This window comes from Methylocystis sp. WRRC1 (assembly GCF_020733155.1).
Classification (GTDB): Bacteria; Pseudomonadota; Alphaproteobacteria; order Rhizobiales; family Beijerinckiaceae; genus Methylocystis.
The window spans coordinates 2,169,334-2,187,093 of record NZ_JAJFZJ010000001.1 but is presented as its reverse complement, the minus strand read 5'-3'; the positions used below and the strand labels follow the sequence as shown (position 1 = coordinate 2,187,093).

The 17,760-nt window shown below is 65.5% G+C and carries 17 protein-coding genes; 11 read left to right on the top strand and 6 right to left on the bottom strand.

Annotation, left to right across the window (positions count from 1 at the left end; genetic code table 11):
* Window positions 1–5 precede the first annotated feature (5 nt).
* The gene (locus LG047_RS10580) at window positions 6–302 is read left to right on the top strand and encodes a general stress protein (RefSeq protein WP_227966587.1); all 297 of its coding nucleotides are present in this window, start codon (window positions 6–8) and stop codon (window positions 300–302) included.
* Between the two features lie 15 nt (window positions 303–317).
* Here the strand turns inward: LG047_RS10580 and ptsN are convergent, their stop codons facing one another.
* The 5 genes from ptsN to leuD all read right to left on the bottom strand — a co-directional run bounded on the left by ptsN (window position 318) and on the right by leuD (window position 5,239).
* Window positions 318–785 carry a PTS IIA-like nitrogen regulatory protein PtsN gene (ptsN, locus tag LG047_RS10575; RefSeq protein ID WP_036284582.1) on the bottom strand — a complete coding sequence of 156 codons (468 nt, stop codon included), beginning with the start codon at window positions 783–785 and terminating at the stop codon, window positions 318–320.
* 141 nt (window positions 786–926) lie between these two features.
* Window positions 927–1,499 carry a ribosome hibernation-promoting factor, HPF/YfiA family gene (hpf, locus tag LG047_RS10570; protein ID WP_227966586.1) on the bottom strand — a complete coding sequence of 191 codons (573 nt, stop codon included), beginning with the start codon at window positions 1,497–1,499 and terminating at the stop codon, window positions 927–929.
* Between the two features lie 280 nt (window positions 1,500–1,779).
* Window positions 1,780–3,351, bottom strand: coding sequence for an RNA polymerase factor sigma-54 (gene rpoN / locus LG047_RS10565; protein WP_227966585.1), 1,572 nt, complete (start codon window positions 3,349–3,351; stop codon window positions 1,780–1,782).
* A 145-nt stretch (window positions 3,352–3,496) separates the two neighbouring features.
* Window positions 3,497–4,426 (bottom strand): LPS export ABC transporter ATP-binding protein, encoded by a 930-nt coding sequence (gene lptB, locus LG047_RS10560; protein ID WP_370635070.1) that lies wholly within the window; start codon window positions 4,424–4,426, stop codon window positions 3,497–3,499.
* Between the two features lie 207 nt (window positions 4,427–4,633).
* Window positions 4,634–5,239 carry a 3-isopropylmalate dehydratase small subunit gene (leuD, locus tag LG047_RS10555; RefSeq protein ID WP_036284565.1) on the bottom strand — a complete coding sequence of 202 codons (606 nt, stop codon included), beginning with the start codon at window positions 5,237–5,239 and terminating at the stop codon, window positions 4,634–4,636.
* A gap of 188 nt (window positions 5,240–5,427) precedes the next feature.
* Between leuD and LG047_RS10550 the strand changes: the two genes are divergently transcribed.
* The 4 genes from LG047_RS10550 (at window position 5,428) to fabD (ending at window position 9,812) form a co-directional block, all read left to right on the top strand.
* Complete coding sequence (locus LG047_RS10550) at window positions 5,428–6,069, top strand: Crp/Fnr family transcriptional regulator (RefSeq protein ID WP_036284562.1); 642 nt, start codon at window positions 5,428–5,430, stop codon at window positions 6,067–6,069.
* 76 nt (window positions 6,070–6,145) lie between these two features.
* Complete coding sequence (gene acs, locus LG047_RS10545; RefSeq protein ID WP_227966583.1) at window positions 6,146–8,080, top strand: acetate--CoA ligase; 1,935 nt, start codon at window positions 6,146–6,148, stop codon at window positions 8,078–8,080.
* An 88-nt stretch (window positions 8,081–8,168) separates the two neighbouring features.
* The gene (locus LG047_RS10540; RefSeq protein WP_227966582.1) at window positions 8,169–8,783 is read left to right on the top strand and encodes a heme-binding protein; all 615 of its coding nucleotides are present in this window, start codon (window positions 8,169–8,171) and stop codon (window positions 8,781–8,783) included.
* Between the two features lie 81 nt (window positions 8,784–8,864).
* On the top strand, window positions 8,865–9,812 hold the full coding sequence (fabD, locus tag LG047_RS10535; RefSeq protein WP_227966581.1) for an ACP S-malonyltransferase: 948 nt from the start codon (window positions 8,865–8,867) through the stop codon (window positions 9,810–9,812).
* A 72-nt stretch (window positions 9,813–9,884) separates the two neighbouring features.
* On the opposite strand, the gene LG047_RS10530 is transcribed toward fabD, so the two are convergent.
* Window positions 9,885–10,655 carry an outer membrane protein gene (locus LG047_RS10530; protein ID WP_036288473.1) on the bottom strand — a complete coding sequence of 257 codons (771 nt, stop codon included), beginning with the start codon at window positions 10,653–10,655 and terminating at the stop codon, window positions 9,885–9,887.
* A gap of 407 nt (window positions 10,656–11,062) precedes the next feature.
* Here LG047_RS10530 and fabG point away from each other — a divergent pair, with 407 nt between their 5' ends.
* The 6 genes from fabG (at window position 11,063) to gmk (ending at window position 17,748) form a co-directional block, all read left to right on the top strand.
* Window positions 11,063–11,800: a 3-oxoacyl-[acyl-carrier-protein] reductase gene (fabG, locus tag LG047_RS10525; protein WP_227966580.1), complete on the top strand. Its 738-nt coding sequence runs from the start codon at window positions 11,063–11,065 to the stop codon at window positions 11,798–11,800.
* 288 nt (window positions 11,801–12,088) lie between these two features.
* On the top strand, window positions 12,089–12,328 hold the full coding sequence (locus tag LG047_RS10520; RefSeq protein ID WP_016918578.1) for an acyl carrier protein: 240 nt from the start codon (window positions 12,089–12,091) through the stop codon (window positions 12,326–12,328).
* 125 nt (window positions 12,329–12,453) lie between these two features.
* Entirely contained in the window at window positions 12,454–13,716 is a 1,263-nt protein-coding gene (gene fabF, locus LG047_RS10515; RefSeq protein WP_227966579.1) for a beta-ketoacyl-ACP synthase II, read from the top strand.
* A 182-nt stretch (window positions 13,717–13,898) separates the two neighbouring features.
* Complete coding sequence (mltG, locus tag LG047_RS10510) at window positions 13,899–16,112, top strand: endolytic transglycosylase MltG (RefSeq protein ID WP_227966578.1); 2,214 nt, start codon at window positions 13,899–13,901, stop codon at window positions 16,110–16,112.
* A gap of 34 nt (window positions 16,113–16,146) precedes the next feature.
* On the top strand, window positions 16,147–17,034 hold the full coding sequence (locus tag LG047_RS10505; RefSeq protein ID WP_036284544.1) for a YicC/YloC family endoribonuclease: 888 nt from the start codon (window positions 16,147–16,149) through the stop codon (window positions 17,032–17,034).
* Window positions 17,035–17,106: 72 nt separating this feature from the next.
* Entirely contained in the window at window positions 17,107–17,748 is a 642-nt protein-coding gene (gene gmk, locus LG047_RS10500; RefSeq protein ID WP_036284541.1) for a guanylate kinase, read from the top strand.
* The last annotated feature ends 12 nt before the right edge of the window (window positions 17,749–17,760 follow it).

The following is a 17,760-nucleotide window of genomic DNA, read 5'->3' as shown; positions in this document are numbered from 1 at the left end:
CGAAAATGACTGAAGTGACGCAACCTGTAGTAAAGAAATCCAATCGCGGCTTTGCTTCGATGGACCCGGAAAAGCAACGCGCCATCGCGCGCAAGGGCGGAAAGAGCGTTCCCGACGAAAAGCGCAGCTTTTCGCAGAACCCCGATCTCGCTGCGCGCGCCGGACGCAAGGGCGGCCAGAGCGTGAATCCCGCCAAACGCAGCTTCTCGCGCGACCACATGCTGGCGTCGGAAGCGGGCCGCAAGGGCGGGCACGCCTCGCATGGCGGCGGACAGAAGCGCGCGCCGACGCCCGCCGAGTAAGCCGGACGTCGATAGTTACGCGGCGTGAGGCTTCGCCGAGCGCTGCGCAATCAGAGAGTAGAGCGCGTCATGATCCCGCGTGGCGCGGATGGTGGCGACCAGTCCAGGGTCGCGAAGCATCCGCGCCGCGCAGGCCAGCGCCTTGAGATGATCGGCGCCCGACGCTTCCGGCGCGACCAGCAGAAACACCAGATCGACCGGCGCGCCATCGAGCGACGCGAAATCAACCGGACGATCGAGGCGCGCGAAAATCCCGAAAATCGATTTCACCCTGGCGAGCTTGCCATGCGGAATGGCGATGCCTTCGCCGATTCCGGTCGAACCGAGCCGCTCGCGATGCAGCAGCGCGTCGAAGATTTCACGCGCGGGCAGACCGGAAAGCTTCGCCGCCCGATCGCTCAACTCCTGAAGCAGCTGCTTTTTCGTCGTCGCCTTCAAATTGGCGATGACCGCTTCCGGCGTGAGAATATCCGTAAGCCGCATGCGACGCCCTATCCGTTGAAGCGTTTGTGAAGCCAGTCCTTCTGCCGACCCGCGCGCCGGCAGAAGCAAATCGCAAGTTACATGCCGAGGAAGCCGCCATTATGACCAACCGGCGGCGATTTTCGAAAGCGCCAGCCGCGCCTATTCTCCGCCGGGCGTGTCGATCCACCCGATATTGTCGTCGCTGCGCCGATATACAATATTGACGCGGCCTGTATTTGCGTGACGAAACACGAGCACGGGCGCGCCGGTGAGGTCGAGGTCGAGCACCGCCGCGGAAACCGACATGCGGGGCAGCCGCCTGGTCGATTCCGCGATCACCGCCGGGCTGAATTCGGCCGGCGCGTCGCTCTCCTGATCCGGCGCCTCGATCACCTGATAGGGCACGACCTCGGGCGCGGCCTCCTGGCCATGCCCGTCGTGATGGCTCTTGAGCCTGCTCTTATAGCGGCGCAGCCGCTTTTCGATGCGGTCCGCCGCCTGATCGAAGGTGGCGTAGGGCTCCTGCGCCCTGCCGTCGGCCTGAAGGACGATGCCGGAGGTCAGATGAAGGCTGCAATCGGCGCGGTAGCCCGATCCTTCCGGCGTGATGGTGACGTGGCCGCTGATGGCGCCGTCGAAATATTTCGACGCGGCGGTTTCGAGCCGCTGGGTGATATGGGTGCGCAGCGCTTCGCCGATATTGATGTTCTTGCCTGAAACTCTCAGGGACATGCTTGTTCCGCCCTTTTCCGGCGAACGGCCGAGACGAGAGAGAGAGACTTTCGTCTTTCTGGCTCCTGTGCGCCGCCGCTACGGTTTTTGTTCTTCAAGCCTGTGAGACCGCCTGTCTCGAAATCATGGTCGCCGGCGTGACGCCGACGCGGCCCCGAATCGCTCATGGCGCCGCGCCGCGCCACGAAATTTTTTGAAGCGTTAGAAGCCTCCGGCGCCGAAGTCAATGGGCGCTGCAGCATAATCAGGCGCCGCGTCATTTCCCCGCAAGGCCGCGAGGTCAGTGCGCCTGCAGCGCCGCCTGCTCGCGCGCCAGCGCCATTTTCGCCCGCCGCCGGTCGACCGACGACGGAATCCGCAGGCTGTCGCGATATTTGGCGACGGTGCGCCGCGCGATGTCGATGTCGATCGCCTTGAGCCGCGCCACGATGGCGTCGTCGGAGAGAACGTCGTCGGCGCTTTCCCGATCGATCATCTGCTTGATGCGGAACCGGACGGATTCAGCCGAATGCGCCTCGCCGCCGCTCGTCGTCGCGATGGAGGCCGAGAAGAAATATTTGAGCTCGAAGATGCCGCGGGGCGTCATCATGTATTTGTTGGAGGTGACGCGCGAGACGGTTGATTCGTGCATGCCGATGGCGTCGGCGATGGTGCGCAGATTGAGCGGCCGCAGATGCTCGACGCCCTTGTCGAGAAAGGCGTCCTGGAGCCGCACGATTTCGGAGGCGACCTTCAGAATGGTGCGGCTGCGCTGCTCGAGGCTCTTCGTCAGCCAGTTGGCGTTCTGAAGGCAATTGGAGATGAAGGTCTTGTCGCCGTCGCGGGCGCCGGCGCTGACCTTGGCCGCATAGCTGTGATTGACCAGCACGCGCGGCAGGGCGTCGGAGTTCAGCTCAACGAGCCAGGAGCCGTCGGACGCGGCGCGCACGATGACGTCGGCGACGAGCGGCTGGATCGGCGCGTCGCCGAAGGCGCGGCCGGGCTTGGGATCGAGCCGGCGCAGCTCCGCCGCCATGTCGGCTATGTCTTCGGCGTCGACGCCGCAGAGCTTCGCGAGCTGGGCGAAGTCGCGTCTCGCGACGAGCGGCAGATTGGCGACGAAGATCTGCATGGCGGGGTCATAGCGGTCCCGCTCCTTCAGCTGGATTGCGAGACATTCCGAAAGATCGCGGGCGCCGACGCCGGAGGGCTCGAAACTCTGGATCGTTGCGAGGATCGCTTCCGCCTCGGCCGGATCGGCATCGAGCCGCTCCGTGATGTCGGCGAGGCTTTCGCGCAGATAGCCGGTCTCGTCGATTCCGTCGATGATCGCCTGGCCGATGATGCGCTGGCGCGGATCGGGGAGCGCCAGCGCGAGCTGTTCGGCGAGGTGTTCGTGCAGGCTCGGACGCGCGGCGACATAGGCTTCGAGATTCGGCGCCTCGCCGTCTTCGCCGCCGCCGCCGGCGGAACCGTTCCAGGAGGTGGCGGACAGACCGGCGCCTTCCATCGCCTCGCGGGGGGCTTCGCGCGAGACGGCCGGCCCTTCCGGCTCGAAGGCGTTGCTGACGTCGGCGCCGAGATCGGCGGAAAGCGTGGCCGAATCGATCGCAAGCGAGTCCTGCGCCCAATCGCCTTCGTGAGGTTCGCCATCAGCTGCTTCGGCGACGAAGTCCGCGTCCTGCGACTCGCGGGGTTCGGGTCCGCCATCGCCTTCCTGCGCCTCGAGCAGCGGGTTGCGCTCGAGTTCGTCGTGGAGGAAGGCGGAAAGCTCCAGATTGGAGAATTGCAGCAGCTTGATCGCCTGAAGAAGCTGGGGGGTCATCACCAGGGACTGGCCCTGGCGCATCATCAGCTTGGTCGAAATCGCCATTGCGCCCACTCGCACGCTCAACGCCGCGCTGCACGGCCCATTTCTTGCTTATAGCATGACGGGCGCAGCTTCGCAGGGCCAAACATTCGGCGCCGGAGGCGGCGAAACGCCTAAGGGTTAATCAACCGTCCCCCAATTCGCGCAATTACATCTTGAAATCTTCGCCGAGATAGATGCGTCGGACGTCCGGATTGGCGACGATCTCCTCCGGCGGGCCTTCTGTCAGCACATGGCCGTTGTAGATGATATAGGCGCGGTCCGTCAGACCCAGCGTCTCGCGGACGCTGTGGTCCGTGATGAGCACGCCGATGCCGCGAGCCTTGAGATGGCGCACGAGGTCCTGAATGCCGCCGACCGCGATCGGATCGATGCCGGCGAAGGGTTCGTCGAGCAGCATGAAGGACGGATGGCCCGCCAGCGCGCGCGCGATTTCACAACGGCGCCGCTCGCCGCCCGATAGCGCGACCGCGGGGGTATGCCGCATGCGGGTAAGGCGAAACTCGTCGAGCAGCGCCTCCAGCTCTTCCTCGCGCTTTTTCTCGTCGGGCTGGGTGATCTCCAGGACGGCGCGGATATTGTCCTCGACCGAGAGGCCGCGGAAGACAGAGGCCTCCTGCGGCAGATAGCCGATGCCGAGCCGTGCGCGGCGATACATGGGGAGCGGCGTCACGTCATAGCCATCGAGCGAGATGACGCCCCTGTCGGGTTTCACGAGACCCGTGATCATATAGAAAACAGTGGTCTTTCCCGCGCCATTGGGGCCCAGCAGACCGACCGCCTCGCCCCGCTTGACATGCAGGCTGACATCCTCGACCACCCGGCGGGCCTTGTAGGACTTTGCGAGATTATGGACCGAGAGCAGCCCCTGCCCGTCATGGCCGGGCCCTTCGAGATAGGAGCCGGGGGAGAAGGCGGCGTCAGAGCCGCCGGGCTCGGGCGCGGTTTTCGCTCTGGCCCAGGCCGGCGCATCTTCCGGCGGCGCATCGGCGCCTAAATTTTCGGCGCCGAGATCCTCCGCCTCCGCCAAATTGTCCAGCTTGTGCGACCGCCGATTCGTCAAACGCGCCTGCGCCACGCCGAAAGCCCGGCTCAGGGGCTCGAGGGCGGCGCGCAGGCGCGTCGAAAGGGCGGTCAGATAATTCAAACGAAGCGTCCGTCACGAAGGAAGAAGCACAGGAAAGATTTTTGCGGCCCGCCCCTTACCCTCCGCAAGTGCGCCCCGCGGCCAAGCTTGGCCATTGCAAGACGCTCTAAATCATTCACGCGATTTCAGCCATAAGAGTCAGGCCCAGGGACGCGACTGCGCCGCCGCTTTTTCATAGGCGTCGATCTTGTCGGCCCGCTGGAGCGTCAGGCCGATGTCGTCGAGGCCGTTCAGCAGGCAATGCCTGCGGAAGGGATCGATGTCGAACTTCACCACGCCGCCGTCCGGTCCGCGAATCTCCTGGGCTTCGAGGTCGATCGTCATCGTGGCGTTGGCGCCGCGTTTGGCGTCGTCCATCAGCTTGTCGAGTTCGGCCTGCGTCACCTTGATCGGCAGAATGCCGTTCTTGAAGCAGTTATTATAGAAAATGTCGGCGAAGCTCGTGGAGATGATGCAGCGCAGGCCGAAGTCGAGCAGCGCCCAGGGGGCGTGTTCGCGCGACGAGCCGCAGCCGAAATTGTCGCCGGCGACGAGGATGCTCGCGTTGCGATAGGCTGGCTGATTGAGCACGAAATCCGGATTCTCGGAGCCGTCCTCGCGGTAGCGCATTTCAGAGAAAAGGCCCTTGCCCAGCCCCGTGCGGGCGATCGTCTTCAGATATTGCTTGGGGATGATCATGTCCGTGTCGACGTTCATGATCGGCATCGGCGCCGCGACGCCGGTAAGCGTGGTGAATTTCTGCATCGTTCGGCCTTGTTACGGCGGCGTCATCCCCTCTCCCCGCGCGCGGGAAAAGAGGGTGCGGCTCCCCGGATAATCCAGCGCCGTTTATCAAATCGGGCGCCCGCGCGCAAAGGGCGCCCTATTCCGGGCGGCCGATTTTGCTTTAGTATCGCCGCCGTGGTCACTCTGGCGCCTCTCAAGACAAGCGCATGAATCCCATTTTCATCGAGGCGGTCGGCTATCTCGCCGCGGCGGCCAACGTGTTCGTCTTCGTGTCGAACACGATGATCCCGCTGCGCATCGCGGCCATCCTCGCCAACGCGCTCTTCGCCGCCTATTTTTTCCTGAAGGGCTATCTGCCGCTTTTCGCGCTCAATGCGCTGATGGTCCCGATCAACGTCTTCCGGCTGCGGCAGATGCGGCGGCTCGTCTCCGACATCCGCTCGGCGACGCAGAGCGCGACGAGGGGCGATTTCGACTATGAGTGGCTGCGGCCCTACATGAAGCAGCTGAAGCTGCCGCAGGGTTTCACGCTGCATTACAAGGGCGACCTCGCCGAAGAAGCCTATGTGCTGGTGCGCGGCGAAGTCTCCCTGCTCGAACCCTGCGTCACGCTCAAGCCCGGCGCCTTCTTCGGCGAAATGGGCCTTTTCACCGAGGAGAACCGCCGCACCGCGACCGCCGTGGCGGCGACGGACATCGAGCTGCTTTGCGTGCGCTACGACGACCTGTTGCAGCTCGCGGCGCAAAATCCGCAATTCGGCTTTTACCTGATGCGGCTGATGATGCGGCGCATGCAGCACAATGTCGACATTGCGCGGCTCTCGGGCGCGAAGAATGCGCAGAAGTGACAGGGCGGCGGCGTCGAAGACGGGCGTGACGCGCCCGGCGGCGCGAATGAAAAATCCGATGCGAGGCGAGGAATAAATGTCCGAGAAAATCTACCCCGTCCCCGACGACTGGAGGACCTCCGCCCGCGTCAATGAGGCGGAATATCGCGCGCTCTATGAACTGTCGCGGAACGACCCGGACGCCTTCTGGGCGCGGGAGGCGGAGCGCATCGACTGGATCAGGCCCTTCACGAATGTGAAGCACACGAGTTTCGACACTCATAATGTTTCGATCAGATGGTTCGAGGACGGCACGACCAATGTGTCGATGAATTGCGTCGACCGTCACCTGCCCCACCGCGCCAGCCAGACCGCGATCATCTGGGAAGGCGACGAGCCCTCCGTCTCTCGCCACATCACCTATGGCGAATTGCACGAGCATGTCTGCCGCTTCGCCAATGTGCTGAAGAAGCACGGTGTCAGGAAGGGCGACCGCGTGACGATCTATCTGCCGATGATTCCCGAGGCGGCCTACGCCATGCTGGCCTGCGCCCGGATCGGCGCGATTCATTCGGTGGTCTTCGGCGGCTTCTCGCCGGAGGCGCTTGCGGGGCGCATCGAGGATGCGGCCTCCGACGTGATCGTCACCGCCGACGAGGGGCTGCGCGGCGGGCGCAAGGTGCCGCTGAAGAACAATGTGGACGCTGCGCTCGAAAAGACGCCGGCGAAAACCGTGATCATGGTGACGCGCACCGGCGCGGAGGTGGACATGATCCCCGGCCGCGACTTCCGTTATGAGGAAGAAGCCGCGAGCGTCCCCGCCGATTGCCCCTATGCGGAGATGGGCGCGGAGGACCCGCTGTTCATTCTCTATACGTCGGGCTCGACGGGGAAACCCAAGGGCGTGTTGCACACGACCGGCGGCTATCTCGTCTACGCCGCGTTGACGCATGAGATGGTCTTCGACTACCGCGACGGGGACGTCTACTGGTGCACGGCCGATGTCGGCTGGGTGACGGGCCACAGCTATATTCTCTATGGGCCGCTCGCCAACGGCGCGACGACGCTGATGTTCGAGGGCGTGCCGAATTATCCGACTGTCTCGCGCTTCTGGGAGATCGTCGACAAGCATGGCGTCAACATCTTCTACACGGCGCCGACCGCGATTCGCGCGCTGATGGCGGCGGGCGAGGAGCCCGTGAAGAAAACGGGCCGGAAGTCGCTGCGGCTGCTCGGCTCCGTGGGAGAGCCGATCAATCCGGAAGCCTGGGAGTGGTATCACCGCGTCGTGGGCGAGGGCCGCTGCCCCATCGTCGACACCTGGTGGCAGACGGAGACCGGCGGCATACTCATCGCGCCCCTGCCGGGCGCGACGGCGCTCAAGCCCGGCTCCGCGACGCGGCCGCTGTTCGGCGTCGCGCCGGAGATCGTGGACGCGACGGGCGCGGTGCTGGAAGGGGCCTGCGAGGGCAATCTCGTCATCGCCGATTCATGGCCGGGGCAGATGCGCACGGTCTTCGGCGATCACGAGCGCTTCGCGCAAACCTACTTCTCCGCCTATCCCGGCAAATATTTCACCGGCGACGGCGCGCGGCGGGACGCCGACGGCTATTACTGGATCACGGGCCGCGTCGACGACGTCATCAACGTCTCCGGCCACCGCCTCGGCACGGCGGAGATCGAGAGCGCCCTCGTCGCCCATGAGAAGGTCTCGGAGGCCGCCGTCGTGGGCTATCCGCACGATCTCAAGGGTCAGGGCGTCTACGCCTATGTGACGCTGATCGACGGGGTTCAGCCGACCGGGCATCTGCGCAAGGAGCTCGTGAAATGGGTGCGCGAGGAAATCGGCCCCATCGCGACCCCCGACGTGATCCAGTTCGCGCCGGGCCTGCCCAAGACCCGCTCCGGCAAGATCATGCGGCGGATTCTGCGCAAGATCGCCGAAGGAGAGTTCGGGGCGCTCGGGGATACGTCGACGCTTGCGGACCCGGGGGTGGTGGAGGAGCTGGTGAGAGGCCGCGACGCCGGCTGAACGCTGGCGAAAAATCGCGATCCATTGGCGCCCCGCGGCCTATCTCGAAAGCGACGCAAGGTTTTTCCTTGTCGCCAAGGAGGAGAAGATGCGGCGTTCCATAGTCATCCTGCTCGGACTATTCGCGACAGCCCCCTCCCTCGCGGATTCCGACGTGGAACATGCGCGATATTCGGTCGTCACGTCCCTGGACGATATCGAGATCCGCGACTATGCGCCGCAGATCGTCGCTGAGACGACGGTCGCCGGCGAGCGCGACGCGGCCATTTCACAAGGCTTCCGCCGCCTCGCCGGCTATATTTTCGGCGACAACCAGCCGGGCGGAAAGATCGCCATGACCGCCCCCGTCGTGCAGGAAAAAGGCGCGAAAATCTCAATGACCGCGCCGGTCGCACAGGAGCGCTCGGAGGACGGCTGGCGCATCCGCTTCACCATGCCGGCGCAATATGACATGGCGGCCCTGCCCCGCCCCAACAATCCCGAGGTGCGGCTCGTCGAGGTCCCGGGCAAACGCATGGCGGCGATTCGCTTCTCCGGCCTCGTCAGTGACAACGATCTTGCCCTCAACGCGGCGAAACTGGCGGATTTCCTGAAGAAGAATCGCCTCGTGGCGCAAAGCGGACCGCTCTACGCCTTCTACGATCCGCCCTGGACGCTGCCCTTCAACAGACGCAACGAGGTCATGGTCGAGATCCTCCGCTAATGATCCTTCGACCTTGACACGCCCGCCCCCGCAGTCCAATCGCGGCGCAAAGCCATCAAAAGCGAGGAGCGGGGGCGGGTAATGTCCAAGGCGTTCATTTTTCCCGGACAGGGGTCTCAGGCGGTCGGCATGGGCAAGGCGCTCGCCGACCAATTCGCTGCGGCGCGCGGCGTGTTCGAGGAAGTCGATTCCGCGCTGTCGCAGCCGCTCTCCAGACTGATGTTCGAAGGCCCCGAGGCGGAGCTGACGCTCACCGCCAACGCCCAGCCGGCGCTGATGGCCGTCTCTCTCGCCGCCATTCGCGTGCTCGAGGCGGAATGCGGCCTCGATCTTCGGCGCGACGCCGCCTTCGTCGCCGGCCATTCGCTCGGCGAATATTCGGCGCTCGCCGCCGCCGGCGCGCTGACGATCGCCGACACGGCGAAGCTCCTGCGCATCCGCGGCGACGCCATGCAGAAGGCTGTTCCGGTGGGCGAGGGCGCCATGGCGGCGCTGCTCGGCGCCGAACTCGATCAGGCGCGGGAAATCGCTGGGGCCGCGGCGGCGGCGCTCTCCGCCTGCTGTCAGGTCGCCAACGACAATGGCGGCGGGCAGGTCGTGATCTCCGGCGCGAAGGCCGCCGTGGAGAAGGCGATGGACATCGCGAAGGAAAAGGGAATCAAGCGCGCCGTGCTTCTGCCGGTTTCCGCTCCCTTCCATTGCGCGCTGATGCAGCCCGCCGCCGACGCCATGGCAGAGGCGCTCGCGGGCGCGAAGATTGCCGCGCCCTGCGTTCCCGTCGTCGCCAATGTCACGGCGGCGCCGGTCAGTGATCCGGAATTGATCCGCAAGCTTCTCGTCGAGCAGGTGACGGGCGCGGTGCGCTGGCGCGAATGCGTCGCCTTCATCGCCGGGCAGGGCGTGACCAAATTCGTCGAATGCGGCTCGGGAAAGGTGCTCGCGGGCCTGCTGAAGCGAATCGCGCCGCAGGCGGCGGGAATTTCCGTCGGCGCGCCGGCCGATCTGGACGCCTATCGCGCCTTCGTCTGATCGGCGACGGACGGCCAAACAAAAAAGCCCGGCCTTGCGGCCGGGCTTTCTGCTTCTCGACTGGAAAGCCGATCAGTAGCTCGCCAACACCGGAGCCGGAGCGCCGAAGTTAAAGTGATAGTTGATGCCCGCGCGAACCGTGTGGAAGCGGGTGTTCGTGCGGAAATTGTTGCCGCCGTTCCAGCCCCAGCCGGCCCAGTTGGCGTTGTTGCCGTTGTTGCCGGAAAGCTGGGTGTAGAGGTACTCGACCTTGGCCGACCAGTTCGGCCAGAACATCCACTCGGCGCCGCCGCCGGCGGTCCAGCCGGTGCCGGTCGTGTTCCAGCTCGAGAAGCCGCCGTTGCTGGCGATCTCGCCGTAAGCGAAGCCGCCCGTGCCGTACAGCAGCAGGGTGGGCATGCTCGGGAAGGTCAGGCCGAGACGGCCGCGGACCGTGCCGAACCAGTTGAGGCGGGCCGAAGCGCCGCCGTTGCCCCAGCCGAGGCCCAACAGCCAGGCGGTGTTGTTGGCGTTGCCGCCGCTGCCGATGCTGGTGCCCTGGAAGTCGGCCTCGGCGCCCACGACGAACATCGGGGTCAGCTGATAGTTGTAGCCGATCTGGCCGCCGCCGACGACGCCGCCGGAGTTGCTGTTATTGCCGGTCCAGCCCCAGCCAGCGTTGTTGCTGCCGTTGGTCAGCCAGCCGCCGCCGAGGTTGAGACCCGCGTAGAAGCCGGTCCAGGTCATGACCGGCGGCGGCGGGATGTAGGCCGGCGGGGCCTTGCGCGAGGGGAGGTCGGCCGCCTGAGCGGCGCCGGCCGAAAGGGCGATCGCCAGGGCGAGCGCCGAGATGGCAGTCTTCATGTCGCAATCCTTATGTTCAAGCCACATTCCGTTTTAGACCCGCATCCATCCCGTGACTGAAAGGACAAAATCGGACGCGAACCTCCAAGCCGGAACAGTGTCGTCAAAATCGCCGCCGAAAACAACAAACAGAGGGTTAATTCGGGCCCGAATCGGGCGAAAGATTCCCGGTGTTGCAATCCTGTCACTACCTTGAACTTGCTCGTTAAACTCGAACTTGACCGGAAAGCTGCGTGTAAAATCGATGGAATTTCGACGCTGGCGCCATCGAACCGGCTCAATCCGTCATGAACAGGAGACAGTTCTCGCGAGGGACTCGCTTTTGTCCGTTTTCCTATTAAACCGAGTTCGACAGCCTGACGCGACGGCTTTCCCGACGCGTTAAGGAAATGGGAGGAAGGGGAAAGATGTTCGACCTGACTGGCAAGACGGCGCTGGTGACCGGCGCAAGCGGCGGCATCGGCAAGGATATCGCCCGCGCGCTGCACGCGGCCGGCGCGACGGTGGCGCTGTCGGGGACCCGCCGCGAGGCGCTCGAAACGCTGGCGGGCGAAATCGGCGCGCGCGCGCATGTGCTGCCGTGCAATCTCGCCGACAAGGACGAAACCGAGAAACTCGTTCCCGCGGCCGAGGCCGCCATGGGCGGGCTGGACATTCTCGTCAACAACGCCGGTGTGACACGCGACATGTTATTCATGCGTCTCAAGGACGAGGATTGGGACACCGTTCTCAACATCAATCTCACCTCCGCCTTCCGCCTGTCGCGGGCGGCGCTGCGCGGCATGATGAAAAAGCGCTTCGGCCGAATCATCGGGATCACCTCGGTCGTCGGCGTCACCGGCAATCCGGGCCAGGGCAATTACGCGGCCGCGAAGGCCGGCATGATCGGCATGTCGAAGTCGCTCGCCGGCGAAGTCGCGTCGCGCGGCGTGACGGTCAATTGCGTCGCGCCGGGCTTCATCGAGAGCCCGATGACCGACGCGCTCACGGACGCCCAGAAAGAGAGAATTCTCGGCGCGGTTCCGGCCGGCCGGCTGGGAACCGGCGCCGACATCGGCGCGGCCGTCGTCTATCTCGCCAGCGTCGAGGCCGGCTACGTCACCGGACAGACGCTGCACGTCAACGGCGGCATGGCCATGATCTAGCGGCGGTCGTCCCCCGGGAGCGGCGCGGCGAAGACGGGACGGGGGCGGCGCGACGAGTTCGCGCCCTCTCGCCAACCCAATCGAAGTATGTTACCTGAACGTCGCCGCGTGAGGGGCGGCGTCGCCGTATATCCCGATTGAAGGCCAGGCCGCTGCTTGACAGTCGGCGCCGCTTTTGGAATCCGGTTGGCGCTCGATAATTTGGAGGAAACGGCGGTCGCAAGCTGCTTGATGAGCTTGCCGGCGCCGATATTGGTGCGAGCACCACAGCAACAGGGACTTAATGAGATGAGCGATGTCGCCGAGCGCGTGAAGAAGATCGTTGTCGAACACCTCGGCGTCGAGCCCGAAAAGGTCGTCGACAAGGCGAATTTCATCGACGATCTGGGAGCTGATTCGCTCGACACCGTCGAGCTGGTCATGGCTTTCGAGGAAGAGTTCGGCGTCGAGATTCCGGACGACGCGGCGGAGACCATTCTCACCGTCGGCGACGCCGTGAAGTTCCTCGAAAAGGCGAAGGCCGCCTGACGATCGAAAGTCCAGGAAGCGCGGAGCGTCCATCGCTGCGCGCTTTTCTTTACCGCTGCCGGCCTTTGGCGTCGTTCGAAGGTCGGAAGCCGTCCGATAGTTTTTGAGGAAGTCGAGTGCAAGCCATGCGCAGGGTGGTCGTCACCGGTCTTGGCGTCGTGTCGCCTTTGGGATGCGGCGTTGAAACAAACTGGCGGCGTCTGGTCGCCGGCGAACACGGCTTCCGCCGCATAGACACATTCGAGGTCGACGATCTCGCATGCCAGGTGGCGGCGGTCATTCCGCGCGGCGACGGATCCAACGGGTCCTTCAACCCCGACGAATGGTTCGACCCCAAGGAACAGCGCAAGGTCGATGATTTCATCGTCTATGGCGTCAGCGCCGCCACGCAGGCGCTGAAAGACGCCGGCTGGAAGCCGCAGACGCCCGAGGAGCAGGAAACCACCGGCGTCCTCATCGGCTCCGGCATCGGCGGCCTGGGCGGCATTTACGAAACCTCGATCACCCTGAAGGAAAAGGGCCCGCGCCGCGTGTCGCCCTTCTTCGTCTCGGGCCGCATCATCAATCTCGTCGCCGGCTACGTGTCGATCATGCACGGCCTCAAGGGTCCGAATCACGCGGTCGTGACGGCCTGCGCGACGGGCACCCACGCCATCGGCGACGCCGCCCGGATCATCGCCATGGGCGACGCCGACGTGATGGTCGCCGGCGGCGCGGAATCCCCCGTCAACCGCATTGGCGTCGCGGGATTCGCCGCCTGCCGCGCGCTCACCACCGGCTTCAACGATCGGCCCGAAGCGGCCTCCCGGCCCTATGACAGGGATCGCGACGGCTTCGTGCTCGGAGAAGGCGCCGGCTGTGTGGTGCTGGAGGAATATGAGCACGCCAGGGCTCGCGGCGCGAAAATTTACGCCGAGCTGATCGGCTATGGCATGTCGGGAGACGCCCATCACATTACGGCCCCGGCTCCCGACGGCGACGGCGCCTATCGCTGCATGAAGGCGGCGCTGAAACGGGCCGACATCTCGGTGACCGACATCGATTACGTCAACGCGCATGGCACCTCGACGCCGCTCGGCGACGAGATCGAGCTGCGGGCGATCGAGCGGCTCATCGGCAATGTCGAGCCGAAACTCTCCATGTCGTCGACGAAATCGGCGATCGGCCATCTTCTCGGCGCCGCCGGCGCGGTGGAGGCGGTTTATACGATCCTGGCGATGACCCATCAGATCGCGCCGCCGACCCGCAATCTCGACAATCCGTCGGTGGAAACGGCGATCGACCTCGTTCCGCACAAGGCGCGGCCGCGCGAGATAAATCTGGCGCTGTCGAACTCCTTCGGATTCGGCGGCACCAACGCCTCGCTTGTTTTCCGGCGCCCGCAATAAGGCGCGACCTTTCGAGCAAAATGGGGATAGCGCGAGCGAAATTGTATCGCTTAGCGCTTTCGCCTGTTAACCATGTTCCCGCTTTCCTGAATTCGCCACAATGACCGATAGTGTAAGTCATTCGGCGACAAGCGCTTGCGTGAGATTTCTCCGCCCGGCGCGGTGAGTTGGATTGGCGTGACATGATGATCGACACCGACGATACGGGCGACAAGGCGAAGGCTGAACCGCAGGCCGAGGCGAAAGACGCCGCCGCCGCGCCAAAGCCGGCGAGCGAATCTGCCGCGCAGCCGGCCGCAAAGGCCCCGGAGCCCAAGGCCCCCGACGCGACGCCCGCAGCCGCGGCGAAGGCCGAAGCGCCCAAAGCTGACGCCTCCGGGAACGAGCCGGCCAAAGCCGAAGCGCCGAAAGCAGATCCCGCGAAGGCGGAGCCGGCCGTGGCCGCAGCGCCCCGGACCGAGCCGAAAACGCCAGAGCCGGTCAAGGCGGCGGAGCCAAAGCCCGCAGCGCCGCCGATCGTTGTGGACGCCAGGCCCGAACCGAAGCCCGACGAGGGCTCTTCCTTTTTCCGCCGCCGCGCCACGCTGCAGAGCGGCGCCCAGACCCTGCAGCCGCAGGCTCCGCCGCCGCCCCCGCCGCCAAAGAAAAAGAAGCGCCGCGACGGCATGCTGTCGGCGACGAGCGGCTTCCTGAGTTTCCTTCTCGTCGCGCTGGTCGCCGGCGCCTTCGGCTTCATCGCCGTGATGCACAAGCTGAAGGAGCCCGGCCCGCTCGCCGCGGACAAGATCGTCTATATTCCGCCGCGCAGCGACGTGATCGAGATGATCGCCCAGCTCGAACGCGAAGGCGTCATCGACAGCCCGAGCCTGATGAATTTCGCGACCATGGTGGAGGGCGCGCGCGGGAAGCTGAAACAGGGCGAATATCTCTTCAAGAAAAAGGTCAGCCTTCGCGAGGTCATCGACGAACTCGTCGCCGGTCGCGTGCTGATGCACAGCCTGACCATCCCCGAGGGCCTGACGAGCGAGCAGATCGCCCAGCGCCTGCGGGAGTCGGACCTGCTGGCGGGCGACATCATCGAGACGCCGAAGGAAGGCGCGCTGCTTCCGGAGACCTACAAGTTCCCGCGCGGCTTTCCGCGCGCGCGTCTGATCTCCAAGATGCAGGAGGACCAGCGCAAGCTTCTCGAACACATTTGGGCGAAACGGGCGAAGGACCTGCCGCTGCGCACGCCTTTCGAACTCGTTACCCTCGCCTCCATCGTCGAGAAGGAGACCGGCAAGACCGAGGAGCGACCGCGCGTCGCCGCCGTCTTCATGAACCGGCTGCGCAAGGGCATGCGTCTGCAGTCCGACCCGACGATCGTCTATGGCCTCGTCGGCGGCAAGGCGAGCCTGGGGCGCGGCATCCTGCGCTCCGAAATCGAGAAATGGACGCCCTACAACACCTACGCCATTGACGGCCTGCCGCCCGGCCCGATCGCCAATCCGGGCAAGGCCGCGCTGGAGGCGACCGCCAATCCGGCAAACACCCGCGACCTTTATTTCGTCGCCGACGGCACGGGCGGCCACGTCTTCGCCGAATCGCTCGACCAGCATTCGCGCAACGTCCAGAGCTGGCGAAAGATCGAGAAGGATCAAAAGGAGAAGAACGGCCTCGACGCCGACAAGGCGGCTCCCGCCGCCGTTCCTCCCGCAACGCCGAAAAGCGACAAGCGGACGGAGGCGCCGATCGGGCGTCTGGTCGATGTCGCGGGCGCCCACGACGACTACACGCCCGGCAGGGCGATGGCCCCGGACGACGGAGCCACGCACCGCCTCGGAAAATACGGCCCCGCAGGAGCCTTCTTCTTCCTCGGTGGCCTCGAGGATCCCACGGAAACGGCGAGCGCCCAGTTCGCGGCCCTGAGGCCGGCGCGCCCCTTCTTCACGGAAGATGCGGCGCAACTGAAGACGCCGCAGGCGGGCGGCTTCAATCCCGATCTGCTCGCCTCCGGCGCCGCTCCCGGAGCCGACGGCGAAGACGGCGGGCCGCTCGGTCCCGACATGATGGCGCGCGAAAGCGCCGATGGCCGCGCGCTGCCCGATGACGACATCGCCGCCTATCCGGTCTCGCCCGCGCGCCGCGCCGAGCAGAAGGCCCGCGCCGCGAGACTCGGCCTCTCGGCCGGCTCGGACGAACTGCCCCGCGAGGCGCTGGGCGAGAAGGTTTCGCCGGAAGACGCCGCCCCCGCGACTCAGACCGCCGAGGCGCCCATCGCTCTCGCCCCTGCCCCGCAGCGGGCGCGGCCGCGCGCCTTCGACGCTTCAGAAGGCACCGCGCTCGATCCGCTGCGCGACAAGAGCTGGGATCTGACCTCCGCCAAGACCGTTCCCGCGAGCGCCAGTTTCCGATAAGCGAAAGAGCGTCGCCCGCCGCCCCGGAGTCCCGATGACAGTCGCCAGCATGACCGGATTCGCCCGCGCGCAGGGAAGCCTCGGGCCCTGGTCCTATGCGTGGGAGCTGAAAAGCGTCAATTCCAAGGGGCTCGACCTGCGGCTGCGGGTTCCGCCGACTTTCGACGCCGTTGAAATCAAGGCCCGCGCCGCCATCTCCGCCCGCCTCGCGCGCGGCTCCATCTTCGCCAGTCTCACCGCCAAACGCGCAGATGAGGAAGCCGCTGTGCGCGTCAATCGCGCCGCGCTCGACCGTCTGCTCGCCGCGCTCGACGACGTGCCCCTCCACCCCAATCTCGGCCCCGCCTCGCTCGACGGACTGCTCAACGTCCGCGGCGTCATCGAGGTCGTGGAGCCGCAGGACGACGAGGCCCAGCGCGCGGCGCTCGACGCCGCCATTCTCGCCTCCCTCGAAGGCGCGCTGGACGCGCTGGTCGCCTCGCGACACATGGAGGGCGCAGCGCTCGCGAAGACGCTCGGCGACCGTCTGGCGCGGATCGGGACGCTCTCCGCGGAAGCCGACGCCCTGCCCGCCCGCCAGCCCGAGGCGATCCGCGAAAGGCTCGCCCAGCAGGTCGCGCGGCTGATGGAGAGCGCCGAGGGGCTCGATCCCGCCCGGCTGCATCAGGAGGCGGTGCTCATCGCCGTGAAGGCCGATATTCGCGAGGAGCTCGACCGGCTCAAGGCCCATGTCGAAAGCGCCCGCCGCCTCATCGCCGAGGGCGGCCCCATCGGCCGGCGGCTCGACTTCCTGTCGCAGGAGCTCGGCCGCGAATCGAATACGCTGTGCGCCAAGTCCAATGATTCGTCACTGACGACGATCGGCCTCGAAATGAAGATCGAGGTCGAGCAATTGCGCGAGCAGGTGCAAAACATCGAGTAACGGCGCGCAGCGGTTGTCAGGCGGCCGCCGATTGCCTATTGCCGGGAACCTTCCCTCGTGACAATCGTCGATATGGACACCAATCTCCCGCTGCGTCGCGGCGTCGTTCTCATCCTTTCCTCTCCTTCGGGCGCCGGCAAGACCACGCTAACGCGGATGCTGCTGCAGGACCGCGACCTCGACCTCACGCTGTCGATCTCGGTGACGACGCGCTCGCGCCGCACGAGCGAGGTCGACGGCATCCATTATCGCTTCATCGGCGAGCGCCAGTTCGTCGCCATGCGCGACGCCGGCGAATTGCTGGAATGGGCCGAGGTGCATGGCAATTTCTACGGGACGCCGCGCGCGCCGGTGGAGGCGATCCTCGCGCAGGGGCGCGACTGCCTTTTCGACATCGACTATCAGGGCACGCGCCAGGTGCGCGAGAAGATGGGCGCGGATACGGTCACCGTCTTCATCCTGCCGCCTTCGATGAAGGAGCTGCGCGCGCGGCTGGAGCGGCGGGCGGAAGACTCCCGCGAGGTGATCGAACGCAGGCTCGAAAACGCCCGCAAGGAGATCGCGCGCTGGAAGGATTACGACTATGTCATCGTCAACGACGACCTCCAGCGCTCCTTCGACGATCTGATCGCGATCCTGCGCGCCGAGCGCCAGAGGCGGCCGCGGCGCGAGCGCGGCATTGAGGAATTCGTCGAAAAATTGCTGAGCGAATAGAGAGGCTTCCCG